Annotated in this window: 11 protein-coding genes; 4 read left to right on the top strand and 7 right to left on the bottom strand. The window is 67.9% G+C overall.

Annotated features, from left to right (window positions below):
* Positions 1-74: 74 nt before the first annotated feature.
* Positions 75-1,184: an epoxide hydrolase family protein gene (locus ACSDR0_RS46815; protein WP_435295455.1), complete on the bottom strand. Its 1,110-nt coding sequence runs from the start codon at positions 1,182-1,184 to the stop codon at positions 75-77.
* A 112-nt stretch (positions 1,185-1,296) separates the two neighbouring features.
* On the opposite strand from ACSDR0_RS46815, the gene ACSDR0_RS46810 reads away from it, so the two are divergent.
* Complete coding sequence (locus tag ACSDR0_RS46810) at positions 1,297-1,776, top strand: MarR family winged helix-turn-helix transcriptional regulator (protein WP_435295454.1); 480 nt, start codon at positions 1,297-1,299, stop codon at positions 1,774-1,776.
* A gap of 337 nt (positions 1,777-2,113) precedes the next feature.
* Here the strand turns inward: ACSDR0_RS46810 and ACSDR0_RS46805 are convergent, their stop codons facing one another.
* On the bottom strand, positions 2,114-4,783 hold the full coding sequence (locus ACSDR0_RS46805) for an AAA family ATPase (protein WP_435295453.1): 2,670 nt from the start codon (positions 4,781-4,783) through the stop codon (positions 2,114-2,116).
* Positions 4,784-5,144: 361 nt separating this feature from the next.
* Here ACSDR0_RS46805 and ACSDR0_RS46800 point away from each other — a divergent pair, with 361 nt between their 5' ends.
* The gene (locus ACSDR0_RS46800) at positions 5,145-5,306 is read left to right on the top strand and encodes an alpha/beta fold hydrolase (protein WP_435295452.1); all 162 of its coding nucleotides are present in this window, start codon (positions 5,145-5,147) and stop codon (positions 5,304-5,306) included.
* 42 nt (positions 5,307-5,348) lie between these two features.
* Here the strand turns inward: ACSDR0_RS46800 and ACSDR0_RS46795 are convergent, their stop codons facing one another.
* Positions 5,349-8,078: an AAA family ATPase gene (locus tag ACSDR0_RS46795; protein WP_435295451.1), complete on the bottom strand. Its 2,730-nt coding sequence runs from the start codon at positions 8,076-8,078 to the stop codon at positions 5,349-5,351.
* Positions 8,079-8,185: 107 nt separating this feature from the next.
* On the opposite strand from ACSDR0_RS46795, the gene ACSDR0_RS46790 reads away from it, so the two are divergent.
* Positions 8,186-8,683 carry an HAD domain-containing protein gene (locus ACSDR0_RS46790; protein ID WP_435295450.1) on the top strand — a complete coding sequence of 166 codons (498 nt, stop codon included), beginning with the start codon at positions 8,186-8,188 and terminating at the stop codon, positions 8,681-8,683.
* A 197-nt stretch (positions 8,684-8,880) separates the two neighbouring features.
* Here ACSDR0_RS46790 and ACSDR0_RS46785 read toward each other — a convergent pair whose 3' ends face one another.
* The 4 genes from ACSDR0_RS46785 to ACSDR0_RS46770 form a co-directional block, all read right to left on the bottom strand.
* The gene (locus ACSDR0_RS46785; RefSeq protein ID WP_435295449.1) at positions 8,881-9,306 is read right to left on the bottom strand and encodes a hypothetical protein; all 426 of its coding nucleotides are present in this window, start codon (positions 9,304-9,306) and stop codon (positions 8,881-8,883) included.
* A 93-nt stretch (positions 9,307-9,399) separates the two neighbouring features.
* On the bottom strand, positions 9,400-9,570 hold the full coding sequence (locus ACSDR0_RS46780) for a hypothetical protein (protein ID WP_435295448.1): 171 nt from the start codon (positions 9,568-9,570) through the stop codon (positions 9,400-9,402).
* A 96-nt stretch (positions 9,571-9,666) separates the two neighbouring features.
* Positions 9,667-10,584, bottom strand: a complete 918-nt coding sequence (locus ACSDR0_RS46775) for a hypothetical protein (RefSeq protein WP_435295447.1) — start codon at positions 10,582-10,584, stop codon at positions 9,667-9,669.
* 573 nt (positions 10,585-11,157) lie between these two features.
* Complete coding sequence (locus ACSDR0_RS46770; protein WP_435295446.1) at positions 11,158-11,373, bottom strand: hypothetical protein; 216 nt, start codon at positions 11,371-11,373, stop codon at positions 11,158-11,160.
* Here ACSDR0_RS46770 and ACSDR0_RS46765 point away from each other — a divergent pair.
* Positions 11,348-12,073, top strand: a 726-nt coding sequence (locus ACSDR0_RS46765) for a sigma factor-like helix-turn-helix DNA-binding protein (RefSeq protein WP_435295445.1), incomplete at its 3' end; no start/stop codon positions are given. The genes ACSDR0_RS46770 and ACSDR0_RS46765 overlap by 26 nt on opposite strands.

The following is a 12,073-nucleotide window of genomic DNA, read 5'->3' as shown; positions in this document are numbered from 1 at the left end:
ATCTGGGGGCGACCACCACCCCAGCCCCGCACCCTCCGCCGCACGTTCGTCTACCGGCTATGAGGAACGCGGCACTAGCGGGTGGCGACTTCGTGGTCGTGCTTGAGGCGGGTGAGAAAGAAGTCCCGGACGTCCTCGGCGAGCAGGTCCGGCACCTCCATCGCGGCGAAGTGGCCGCCGCGCTCGAACTCCGACCAGTGCCTGATGTCGTACAGCCGCTCGGCCAGCGGTCGCACCGACTGCGTGATGTCGTGCGCGAACACCGCCACGCCGACCGGCACCTGGCACGGCACGGGCCGCCCCCGCGGAACATCGTGGTGCAGCCGCGCCGAGGAGGCCGCGGTGGCGGTCAGCCAGTACAGCGAGATGTCGGTGAGCATCCGATCGTCACTGATCTGCGAGCGGGGGTCCGTCCAGTGCGCGAAGCGCTCGGCGATCCAGACCAGCTGGCCGACCGGCGAGTCGGTCAGCGCGTAGCCGATGGTCTGGGGGGTGACGGCCTGCAGCGCCTGGTACGGTGGACGATTCGCCATCAGCTGCCTGACCTTGTCCAGCCGGGCCTCGTCCGTTGCGGACAGTTGGATGCCGGCGTCCGGGACCGGGGGAGTCGGGAGGTAGTTGACGTGCACCCCGACGACCCGCTCTGGTGCCACCACGCCGAGCGCCAGGGAGATGCCCGCGCCGAAGTCGCCGCCCTGCGCGCCGTAGCGCTCGTACCCGAGACGGCGCATCAGCTCGGCCCAGGCCCGCGCGACCCGGACGGCGTCCCAGCCGCGCTCGTGGGTCGGCCCGGAGAAGCCGTACCCCGGGATGGACGGGATCACCAGGTGGAACTCGCGCGACAGCGGCTCGATGACGTCGAGGAACTCCAGAAACGAGCCGGGCCAGCCGTGGGTGAGGATCAGCGCGAGCGCGTCCGGCTTCGCGGACCGGACGTGGACGAAGTGGATGTTCTGGCCGTCGATCTCGGTGGTGAAGTGCGGGAGCTCGTTGAGCTCGGCCTCGTGCTCGCGCCAGTCGTACCGGGTGCGCCAGTGTTCGGCAAGCTCCTTCAGTCGCGCCAGCGGGAAGCCGTAGTCCCACCCGGCGTCGGCGACCTCGTTGGGCCAGCGGGTGCGGGCGAGCCGGTCGTCCAGGTCGTCGAGGTCGGCCTGGGGGATGTCGATGCGGAACGGCTTGATCATGGTCTCAGCTCCGGGGGATTCGTTCGGCGAATGAATGTTCAGATGGCTAACGTTTACTCCCCGAACGATAACACAATCATTAGTGGGCCGAACGACTTGCTAGAGTTGTCACATGGAGAACCCATCCGAGGAGGCGCCCGCCCAGTGGGCGAGCCTGCCCAGCTGGCTGCTCGGCCAGACCGCCAACCACGCGCACCGCCTGGTGGGCGACGGGTTCTCGTCCGTCGGCGCCCGCGGCTACCACTACCGCCTGCTGGCGACGCTGGAGAGGTTCGGCCCGGCCAGCCAGGCCGCACTGGGTCGCCGCAGTGGCATCCACCTCAGCGATATGGTCGCGACGATCAACGAACTCGCCGATCACGGACTGGTCGAGCGCGCCCCGGACCCCTCCGACCGGCGGCGCAACATCATCTCGCTGACCTCGGCGGGCAAGCGGCAGCTGCGGCGACTGGAGAAGCGGCTGGCCGAATGCCAGGACGAACTGCTGGCTCCGCTGTCACCCGAGGAGCGGCAGGGGTTGACCGAGCTGCTGTCCAGGCTGCTGGATCACCACAACCGGCGAACCGGCGCCTCAGAGGAGCCGTGGCGCTGACCGGGCCCCGAAGTCCCGGCCCGGCCGCCGACTCCGTCGCCCTCTTCGGCCCAGGCAGTCAAACGCCTCCGTTACCGCAGTTCAGAGGCTACTTCGTTGGAAATTTCCTCATTGCTGCCGGAACCCTGGACGGCTGCGGGGGTGCCGTTGCGCCTGCGTGAGCAGGATCGTCCTGGCGGGGGAGCGGACCCCGTTGGATCGAGGTCGAACACCGGACACCCCGAGCGAACGGACCTCACCTCCGGCTCTCGTGGCGGAGACTCGAAAGATCGGCCGCCGGATGCCAGAACGGATGGTATGGCGGTGTCCCCTCGGGTTCGTGCCGGTAGGGCGTCGGTTATGGCACGAGCGTCGGCCGCCGCGGTGCCGCCACGAATCGGTCAGCTGACCGCGTTCCCTCCAGCGCATCGTGTAAGGCGGCCCGGGAGGTGATACCGAGCTTGGGGAAGATCCGGTACAGGTGGGCGCTGACGGTTCTGGAAGACAGGAACAGCCGCTCGCCGATCTCCTTGTTGCTCAATCCTGAGGCGGCCAGGCGCGCCACCTCCAGTTGCTGGGCGGTGAGGCTGTGGGCGGCGTTGGCTCGCTGTGTGACCGCCACGCCGGTGGCCCTCAGTTCCTGCTCGGCTCGCTGCTGCCAGGCGGTCGCGCTGATTCCGGCGAACAGGTCGGCCGCCCTGCGTAGTTCGGGCCGCGCCTCCCCGGGCTGCAGGCGGCGGCGCTGCAGCTCGCCGAGCGCGAGGCGTATCCGGGCGTGGTCGAAGGGCCAGCGTTCGGTCCTGGGCAGTGCGAGCGCGGCCTTGAACAGTGGCACCGCCTGCTCCTCCGGCGCCACCAGTGCTTGGGCGGCCATGACGTGCAGCCGTAGCCGGGGCGTCCGTTCGGCCAGCCCGGCTGCGGCGGCCGCGTGCGCCTTCGCCTCGGCCATCCTGCCGGTACGCACCGCCGAGTCCACCAGTTCGAAGACCGCCCATGGCGCGTAGGCCACGTACGGCGGGATGACGCCTGGCGGGCTGATGCTCGTCCAGTACGCGTAGGCGCTGTCGTGGTCGCCGTGTGCCGCCGCCGCGAGTGCCAGGTTGCGGGCCGACAGGGACAGGTGAAGGCCGTTGCCGCGTGGTGCGGCCCACCGCTCGACGGTTCTGCTGTATTCGCGGGCGCTGTCGATGTCGCCTCGGGCCGCGGCGATCCAGCCGAGGCTGCAGCGCAGGTCGTGGGCCAGCAGGTCCAGGTCGTGGCGTAGGCACAGGTCGAGCCCGGTGTTGGCGGCGCTCTCGGCGGCCTCCCACTGTCCGGACAGGAAGTGGTCGTGTGCGGCGAGCCAGTAGCCGCTGGCGGCGTGCGTCACCGCGCCCTGCCCGGACTCGCCGTCGATGAGGGCGCGGACGCGGTCTCGGTAGTCCGGCAGCAGGTCCATCCAGGTAGCGGCTCGGCACAGGGCGGCCACGTGGCCCGGTGGGGCGTCGGCGGGCAGCGTGTCGAGCGCGGTGCGCAGGAGCGCCGCTGATCCGCGGCCCAGGAAGACGTCGTGCAGCAGGTGGACAAGCTCGTCGTCGCAGCCGGTGACCATGCCGGTCACCTCCTCCCACTCCTTCGGGTCCTGCGCGTACGATGCAGCCATCACCCTGACCAGGGGTCCCGTCCCGGGTGTGTCGCGCGGCAGGCGGCGCGCGGCGTCCAGGTCGCCGTCGCGCAGCATGAGGATGTGCGCTCTGGTGGCCGGGGCCCTGGCCGGGTCGTCGAGGTGGTGGCGTGCCTGGTCCAGCAGGTTCTGGGCCAGGGCCAGCTGCCCGGACTCGCCCGCCAGTTCGGCCGCGTGCTCCAGCCGGGCGGCGCGCGCCGCCGGGTCCGGGGTGAGCTCCGCCGCCCGCTGTAGCGCTTTGACCGCCAGTCCGCTGCCGCCCCGCAGGCTCACCGCCCGGGCGGCCTTCTCGATCTCGTCGGCCGCCCGGTCGTCCGGTTCGGCCGTGGCCGCCGCCAGGTGCCACATGCGTTGTTCGGGGTCGGTTTTGTGTTGCTCGGCCAGTATGGTGTGCGCCTTGCGCGTCTCCTCTGGCGAGGCCGTCTTGGTGATCGCCGATCTGACCAGCGGGTGGCGGATCCGCAGGCTCGACGGGGTCGAGTCGCGGGTGACCAGGCCGGCCCGCTCGGCTTCCAGCAGCTCGTACGGTGACAGCTCGGTTCGATGGTGTGACCGGTCGCCGTCGAGGGCGGCCACCAGCAGCGTTGTACGGATGTGTGGCGGCAGCTGCAGCAGCCGGCTCGCGAATCCGGTTTCCAGGCGGGTGCGCAGGGGCGCGCCGGTGGGCGGCGGTTCCGGGTCGACGGAGGTTTGCGGCAGTTCGGTGATCGCCAGGGGATTGCCCGCGGCCTCGGCCAGGATCTGCTCGCGCACTGACGGCGGCAGGCCTGGGTGGAGCAGGTTCAGTAGCTGTGCGGCCGCCTTGTCGTCGAGTGGCCTGACCTCCAGCATGTGGACGCCGGGTGTGACGCGCTCGGTGGCGGTCAGCGGCCGGCGGGTGAAAACGGCGCGCAGGTCGTACGGTTGCAGCCGTAACAGAATGAACATCATCACCTCGCGCGTGGGGTGGTCGACCCAGTGCGCGTCCTCCATGGCGATCAGCGTCGGTCCGTCCTTGGCCACGGCCGCCAGTACCGCCAGGGCCGCCACCGAGATCGCCAGCCGGTCGGGCGTCGGTCCGTCTCGCATCCCCAGCCCTCGGCGCAAGGTGTCCCGGTGGAACGGTTCCACCTGGTTCAGGTAGTCCATCACCGGCGCGAACACCTGGTGCAACCCGGCGAAGGCCAGTTGCGTCTCGCTCTCGAAGCCGCTGCCGCCCAGCACCCGTATTCCTTGTTCCTTGGCGTAGGCGATTCCGGCCTGCAGCAGTGTGGACTTGCCTACGCCGGGGTCGCCGTGCAGCACGATGTTGGGCAGGGTGCCGGGGGTGCGGTCGATCGTCTGCCGCAGTGCGGCCAGTTCTTGCGCGCGTCCGATGATGTTCATGTGGGTTCTCTCCTTGGTGTAGTCATCTGACCGATTGCCGCGCTTCCGGCCGGCGGCATGCTGGGCGGGTGCCGCGATTACGGGTGGGAACGGACGTGGGCCTTTTCTGCGAGGACGTCGGCGATGGGCCGCCCGTCGTCCTGGTGCAGGGCCGGCCGTTGTCACCTCGGTTCTGGGAGCCTCGGATCGGGCCGCTTGTCGAGGCCGTGCGCCGGATGGTCTGCTACGACCGCCGCGGTTGACGCGCCGGTATCTGCTGTGGCAGGCCGCGGATGCCTCCCCCAGGGGAACCGCCGACTCGCCGGTGGCGTAGGGTGCCGCCGCCCCCGGTGCGGAGCCGGCCCGCGTCACGGTGCCAACGTTGATCATTCAGGGCGAGAGGGACGCGTTCGTGCCCTTGGAGGACGGTGGGTCGCGCGTCGCGCGGGCGGTCGTGAGCAGCTCGCTCGTGACGATTCCCGGCGCATTGCTTACTCACTTCGAGCAGTGGAACGAGCTCATGCTGGAGTTTCTGGCGAGATGACGGCACGTGGCGACGGTACGTTCCGTGTGACGGAGCCGGGTATCAGTCGCGTGACGTATCTGCCAGGGCGTCGCGTAGCTGTGCGCGTGAGGTGATGCCGAGCTTGGGGAAGGCTCGGTACAGGTGGGTGCTGACGGTGCGGTGCGACAGATAGAGCTGCTGGGCGATCTCGCGGTTGGACAGTCCGTCGGCGGCCAGCCGGGCGATGTGCAGTTCTTGCGAGGTGAGGAGTTCGGCGGTCGGCGGGATGCGCAGGTCGCTGGCCTCTCCCGCGGCCCGCAGCTCCTGGCGGGCCTTTTCCCCCCAGGCGAGTAGTCCCAGTACGTCGAAGGTGTCGCGGGCGGCCCGCAGTGGCACGCGTGCTTCCTGGATCCGCCGTCGGCGGCGTAGCCACATGCCGTGGGTGAGTAGCAGGCGCGCCCGCGCGGTGGGCCAGGATGACAGGTCGGCGCTCAGCGCGGCGTGGTAGAGCGCTTCGGCGTCGGTGTCGTCGGCCAGCAAGGCACGCGCGTGCCGGAGCCCGACGTGCAGGAGCGGGGCGGTTGTCCGGGTGGCCACCTGCTCCAGTTCCGTCATCGCCCGCCTGGCCGTCTCCTGTCTGCCGGTCGCGACGGCGGCTTCGGCCAGCTCGCTGATCACCCATTGCCGCCAGATCTGGTGGTGGGCGGCGTCGCCCGGCTCGAACAGTCGCCACAGGTGCCCGAACGCCTCATCGTGCCGCCCGGCGCACAACGCGATCACGCCTTTGGCGTGTTGGAGTATCACCGCCACGGGTGAGCTGGTGGTGACGGCGCCGAGCACGCGCTCGCCCTCGGCGGCCAGTGCCAGGCCGTGTGCCTCCTCGCCGCGGAGCCCGGCCAGCAACGCCAGTGCCGCCAGGGACGAGGCCTGCCGGTGCGGCTGCGCGGTCTCGCGGGCCAGGTGCCTGGCCTCCTCTGCGACCAGCAGTGCCCCGGCCCAGTCGCCGCAGAAGATCTGACGCCACATCTGTGTGCTGAGTGCCCGTGTGAGCAGGCCCAGCCTGCCCTGGGTCCGCAGATCGGCGATCGAGGCGTCCATGAGGTCGCCGACCAGGTCGAAGGCGCCGACCGTGCTCGCCGCGACGCCCAGCAGCCGGGTCATGGCTCCGTCCGGCCAGGTGTCGCGCGCCTTGGTCAGGCGTTCGATGACGTCCGCTCCGCGTTCCACCGAGCCGGCCGCGGCCATGGTTATCAGGAGTTTGGGGTCGTCGTCGGCGGCGGAGAGCCGCTCGGCCAGGCTGATGACGTGCTGGCGCTGCTCCCAGCCAGGATCGTTCCACCAGCAGCGGATGGCGGCTGCCTGGACGAAGTTGAGTGCGAGTTCGCGGTCACCCGCCGCCGCCACCGTCTCGGCGGTCGTGACCAGCCGCCGGATTCGTGCGGGGCTCTCGTTGCGCTCTTCTCCGAGGACCTCGCTCAGCAGGAGGAGCCTGGCACGCGGCAGCTCTCCGCGGGCGGATGGCTCGGCCAGTGCGAGCAGTTCGGCGGCCTGGTCGCCGCGGCCGACGTCGAAGGCCAGTTCGGCGGCGGCCAGCAGGCGGTCGGCGCCGGTCGTGGGCTCCTCGCTGATCTCTGCCGCACGGCGCAGGGCGGTCACCGCCACCGGGATGGCGCCGCGTTGCCGGGCCCGCGTGGCCACCTCCTCCAGCTCGGCGGCGACGGACTCGTCTCGGTGGGCGATCGCCGCGGCGCGGTGCCAGGCTCTGCGGTCCGGGTCGTGCTCGTGTACCAGGGCCAGTGCGGCGTGGGCGGCCAGGCGATCGGTGCCGCCGGCTTTTTGGTAGATCGCCGAGCGTACCAGCGGGTGCCGGAAGTGGAGGGTTTGGTCGTGGAGTTCTACCAGTCCCGCGTCTGCGGCCGGGGCCAGTGCCTCGGCGGTCAGTTCGGTGCCCGTCACCATCCTGCCGCCCGCGAGGGCGTCGGCCAGGTCGTGGCCGTCGTTGGCGGCGGCTACCAGCAGCAGTTTTCTGGAGTCGGGTGGGAGTTCGGCCAGCCGCGTGGCGAAGGCTCGCTCCAGGCGCGTCGTGAGCGGAAGCGACCCCGTCTTGGCCGTGGTCGTCCCGGCGTTCAGTGTGAGCGGCAGCTCGACCAGGGCGAGCGGGTTGCCGGCCGCCTCGCTCAGCACGCGCCAGCGGGTGCCGATGCTGAGCTCGGCGGCCTGGGCGTCCAGGAGCGTCTCCGCCGCGGTGGGATCCAGGCCGGTCAGCGTCAGTTTGGGTACGTCGCTGTCGTCCAGGCTGGTGGGGTAGCCGTCGCGAAGGGCCATCAGCAGCACGATCGGGTCCGAGCGCACGCGCCTGGCCACGAACCCCAGTACCTCGATGGTGGGCCGGTCCAGCCATTGAAGGTCGTCCACCACGATCAGCAGTGGCCGGTTGGCCGCCATTTCCCCCAGCAGGTTGAGTACGGCCAGTGCGACCAGGAAGGGTTCGGGATCGCTGACCTCGGCCATCCCGAAGGCGCCGAGCAGGGCTTCTCGCTGGCGGGCGGGAAGCTGATCGGTGGCGCCGAGCATCGGCCGCAGCAGCTGGTGGAGCCCGGCGAACGGCAGGTGTGTCTCGCTCTGCACCCCGGAGACGCTGGACACCATCACACCGTGCGCCTCGGCCCGTGCGGTGGCGGCCGTCAGCAAGGCGGACTTGCCGATACCCGGCACGCCGCATACGACCAGGGCGTCGCCGCCCTGGTGAATGCCGTCTATGAGGTTCTCGAGTTCGGCTACCTCGCGGTCGCGTCCGAAGAGTGTGATCACGTGATATCTCCCCCCGGAGCCCGATGATCGAATTGTGGCATAAGTACGTCATGTGACGTATAACCGATGCCTCGGCTTCTCCTCGAGCGTGACGAGGTCACCGCAGCATGACCGGCCACACCGAACGCCCGCTGCTCTTCCTCGACGTCGACGGGCCGCTTCTCCCGTTCGGAGAAGACCCACAACGCGCACCGCGGGTCGCTGCACCGGACTTCCGCTTGGCGCGGCTCACCTCCAGGGTGGGGCGTCGGCTGGCGGCGCTGCCCTGCGAACTCGTCTGGGCGACAACCTGGGAAGACGAAGCGAACGCCGAGATAGCACCCCGAATCGGGCTGCCGCGGCTGCCCGTCGTGAGCTGGCCGGAGCCAACTCGCCAACATGAACGTGAGGACCAATGGTTCGGGCTCTGCTGGAAGACCCGGACCTTGGTGAACTGGGCGGGCGGACGCCCGTTCGCCTGGGTCGACGACGAGATCACCGATGCCGACAGGGAGTGGGTCTCCGCGCACCATAACGGCCGGGCTCTCCTCCACCACGTGAAGTCGTACCAGGGACTCGCCGACGAAGACTTCGCAGCCCTCGATCAATGGCTTCGAGCCCTGTAGATCACCTGCAATCCACAGGATTTGGCAATTGCTCGCCGAGATTTGCTTACGTCACTGATTTTGGGTTCTGGCCCAAAGTCAGTGAAACGACTACAAGCGATGATCACATCGTGTGCAGGCACCCCTCGGGCGATCACGGTTTCATGATCCGATGGAGTGATGTCATACGTATCGCCCCGATGGCCCCTACTTCCGGGTTAAGGATGCGCTTCGATTCCAAGATCGGCTTTGAACAGCTCTATGATCTTGTGCCGTTGGCGGTCGACGTCTTCCACCACAGTCGTGGCTACCCCGACATCATCGGCTATCTCAGCGTGCACTCTCATTACCATGTCGACGAGATCCCGGGCCGGTTTGGACACCTCTCGGCTTGAGAGAATTTCGATCTCAGCTGTGGCAGCAAGAAGATTGGCGTCCTCTGAGCGGCTCCTTTGACCGGACAGCGCTTGGGCATAGCTCGCACTGATGGCTCTCAGGAACTCGGCATAGACACTCTGCTTTGCGTTGGAGAGCGAGTCGGCTCGTTGCCACTTGCGCATACGCGACGCCTGGACCTGCTGGAGGACGCCGCCGATCAAGACCCCCAGTAAAGTCCCAATGACGCCTACGACGACAGGACCCATCTCCGGTCTCCTCTCGCGCTGTCGGCAAACGCCGACACCCGCGTCGCTGGAACTGCGGTCATGAAAGTGTCGCCGGGAAACGCGCAATGAGGTTCAGGCTTGAGCACCGGCGCCTTCGAGCACGTCGTAGCCGATGAAGGTGAACATGCGCTCTCCCGGGGGTGGAGACCGTGGTCGGCCGATGAAGCGGTGCACGCCCACACCGAAACCCGCCTCCGGGTCCGACAGCCATTGTAGTAACCACTTGGACATATCTGGCTTCACGCGGTGAGAGCGTCATGGCTAAGCCCGATCTCGATGACACTGATTCAGTACTGACTGAAGAGTTTCGGTCCACAACCGATCTATCCACAAGGATCGTCAGAGATGGGTGGACACCCCGACTTGTCTTTGCCGGGCCCCGCCCTGGTTATCTTGCTCCGGGACTTTGTTGAGGCCGTCTACTTCATGCACGGTGTAGCGGTCCACCTTGCCCTCGGCGACAATCTGGAAAGGCTTACCGCCGTTAGTGATCTCAGTGCGACCGCTCTTGCCGAGAGCATTCCAAAAAAGGGTGGCGGTCCAGGTGCACGTGCATCGCTTAGCCATGGCATGGATGAGAAAGTACTCTCCTTTCCGGTCGGTTACCTGATACGGGAAGCGGATAGGTGTATTTTCCCATTTCTTCCCCCTCTCGACTGGATTGTCCGGCGGAATATGCTCCAGGGTCGGGGGGCTCCGATCGAGATCTACGGCTGAATGTCTCACGTTGATCGGGTCGCCGCAACCTAGATAAAGCGCTGTGCCGTCGCGCGGTGGTTCACGGCGGAGGACGTTGATTCTCATATCGGTTAAGAAGACCGGGCTGGCGGTCCTTCCGCGAATGGATACGCGTATGGTGTTGCTATTCGTGTAAACGGCACCTTCGTGCTTGGCCCAGGCGGCCACGTCTTCGTAGGGATGCGTTCCCGCCGGCCCGGGGCGGATATTGATATCAGCAATCTTCTTGTTCGTTAAATATGCTCCGCATATCGGGAATTCATTCAGTTCGGCGACTACATCTACGGGAGCCTCTTCGGTGACCGTCTGTGCGTTCTTGGCAGGGCTTGCGACTTCAGCTGGAGCTGCGCCGGTCTCGCCACCTTCCCTATCGAGTCCTAGAAAGCTTGGAACGGTGGCAATTGCCGCAACGAGGACACCTGCTGCCGCGATCGATTCGGTCCATCCGAAAGCCCGTTTCGACGCCAAGCTTTTCTCTTTGCCCTGGGTTGCAGGTTTGTTCTTTTTGGCCTTCCGCACCCCCACAGGGTACATGTGTGCTCTTAAGGGGTGGGTGGCTCACGCGCAATTTATTGATGTGTGGCAATCACAGTGGAGGTGATCGATCACACGGTGGAAGTGCAGACGCTGACGCCCGATTCTTTGCCTACTCGCTGTATGAGGGTTAGGAGTTGCCTGGTCGACGACGCGCACGGTCCGGCCTGAGGGAAGCGCTTTAACCCTGGCTGGCTGATCACGTTCAAGGGCGCACTTCAGCGTCACCAAGTCCGGGAAGGTTTCACGGGGGCAACTGAGGGAGCCATTGTGACGCGACTTCTTCGTTCTCCCGGCTTCCTCCCCGGAGAGACTCGCGAGGTGCACCCCATCTGGCGGACCCGGATCTACATGGTCAGATTGTCCAAAGTTCCTTCGCATCGAAGGGGTCAGGGGTTCGAATCCCCTCATCTCCACAGGGGGCCGTTCTTGAAACGGCTGGGCTGTAGCTGACGGGATCCCGTCTGATCATCGCGATCAGGCGGGATCTTGTCGTTTCAGGGCGCCGTGGGCGCTGCCCTGCACCCCCCGCTGATCGACTTTGTAATCGAGGGCGAGTCAGTAGCCGAGTGCGCGTGCGGGTTGGGCGAAGTGGGCGGCGACGGTGAGGGTGGCGCTGTAGCCGTACTCGGCCAGGCAGGCGTGCAGATCGTCGGCAGGTGGCCGGTCGGCGTCCAGTCCCAGATGCTCCCGGGAAGTCGGGGACAGACAGAAGGCGGCCAGCCGCCAGGCTTCGGCCAGGGTGGCTTTGCCGCTGTGGTGGATCGAGAGCATCAGGCAGACGAGCACCGCCCGGATCGCCACCAACGCCTGCCTGGACTTCCTCGACGGCCGGAGCCGCCGGATGCTGCCCGACCAGGCCGATTCGCCGGCCGGCCCGTGGTTGCAGCCGTTCCCCGGCCACCTGTGGGAGCCGGTGGCACCGAGCGCCGACGACCCGGAGGCCGCGGTGGTCGCGAAGGAGACCCTGGAGCTGGCGTTCCTGGCCGCCATCCAGCACCTGCCGCCGAGGCAGCGCGCCGCGACGATCCTGTGCGACGTGCTGGGCTGGCCGGTCCGCCAGACGGCCGAGGCCCTCGACGGCAGTGTCGCCTCGGTCAACAGCGCACTGCAGCGGGCCAGAGCCACCCTGCGCACCCACCTGCCGCCCGGCCGGTCGGACTGGGCTCCGTCAGCCCCGCCCACCGACGAGGACCGCAGGATCCTGCGCCGCTACATGTCCGCGGTGGAGCGCGGCGACCTGACCGAGGTCGCCGATCTGCTGGCGCGGGACGTGCGGGCGACGATGCCGCCGTACCCGGAGTGGTTCACCGACCGCGACGGCGTGCTGGCAGCGCTGTCGGCGAGCTGGGACGCCGGCTCACCCGACTACATCGGAACGCTGCGCATGCTGCCGGTGAGGGGCCACGGTGATTCCGGACAGCCATGTTATGGCGCAGCCTATGCGGCTATTTGGGTTGCGAGGGCCTCGTTG

This window comes from Streptosporangium sp. G11 (genome assembly GCF_051192615.1).
In the GTDB taxonomy this organism is placed as follows: domain Bacteria; phylum Actinomycetota; class Actinomycetes; order Streptosporangiales; family Streptosporangiaceae; genus Streptosporangium.
Note: the sequence above shows the minus strand (reverse complement) of the source record. Positions and strands in the feature narration are given on the sequence as shown.

Excerpts from the sequence above, each read along its gene's own strand:
- ACSDR0_RS46770 (WP_435295446.1), bottom strand. The coding sequence starts at position 11,373 with ATGCTCTCGATCCACCACAGCGGCAAAGCCACCCTGGCCGAAGCCTGG.
- ACSDR0_RS46790 (WP_435295450.1), top strand. The coding sequence starts at position 8,186 with ATGACCGGCCACACCGAACGCCCGCTGCTCTTCCTCGACGTCGACGGG.
- ACSDR0_RS46815 (WP_435295455.1), bottom strand. The coding sequence starts at position 1,184 with ATGATCAAGCCGTTCCGCATCGACATCCCCCAGGCCGACCTCGACGAC.
- ACSDR0_RS46810 (WP_435295454.1), top strand. The coding sequence starts at position 1,297 with ATGGAGAACCCATCCGAGGAGGCGCCCGCCCAGTGGGCGAGCCTGCCC.
- ACSDR0_RS46785 (WP_435295449.1), bottom strand. The coding sequence starts at position 9,306 with ATGGGTCCTGTCGTCGTAGGCGTCATTGGGACTTTACTGGGGGTCTTG.
- ACSDR0_RS46805 (WP_435295453.1), bottom strand. The coding sequence starts at position 4,783 with ATGAACATCATCGGACGCGCGCAAGAACTGGCCGCACTGCGGCAGACG.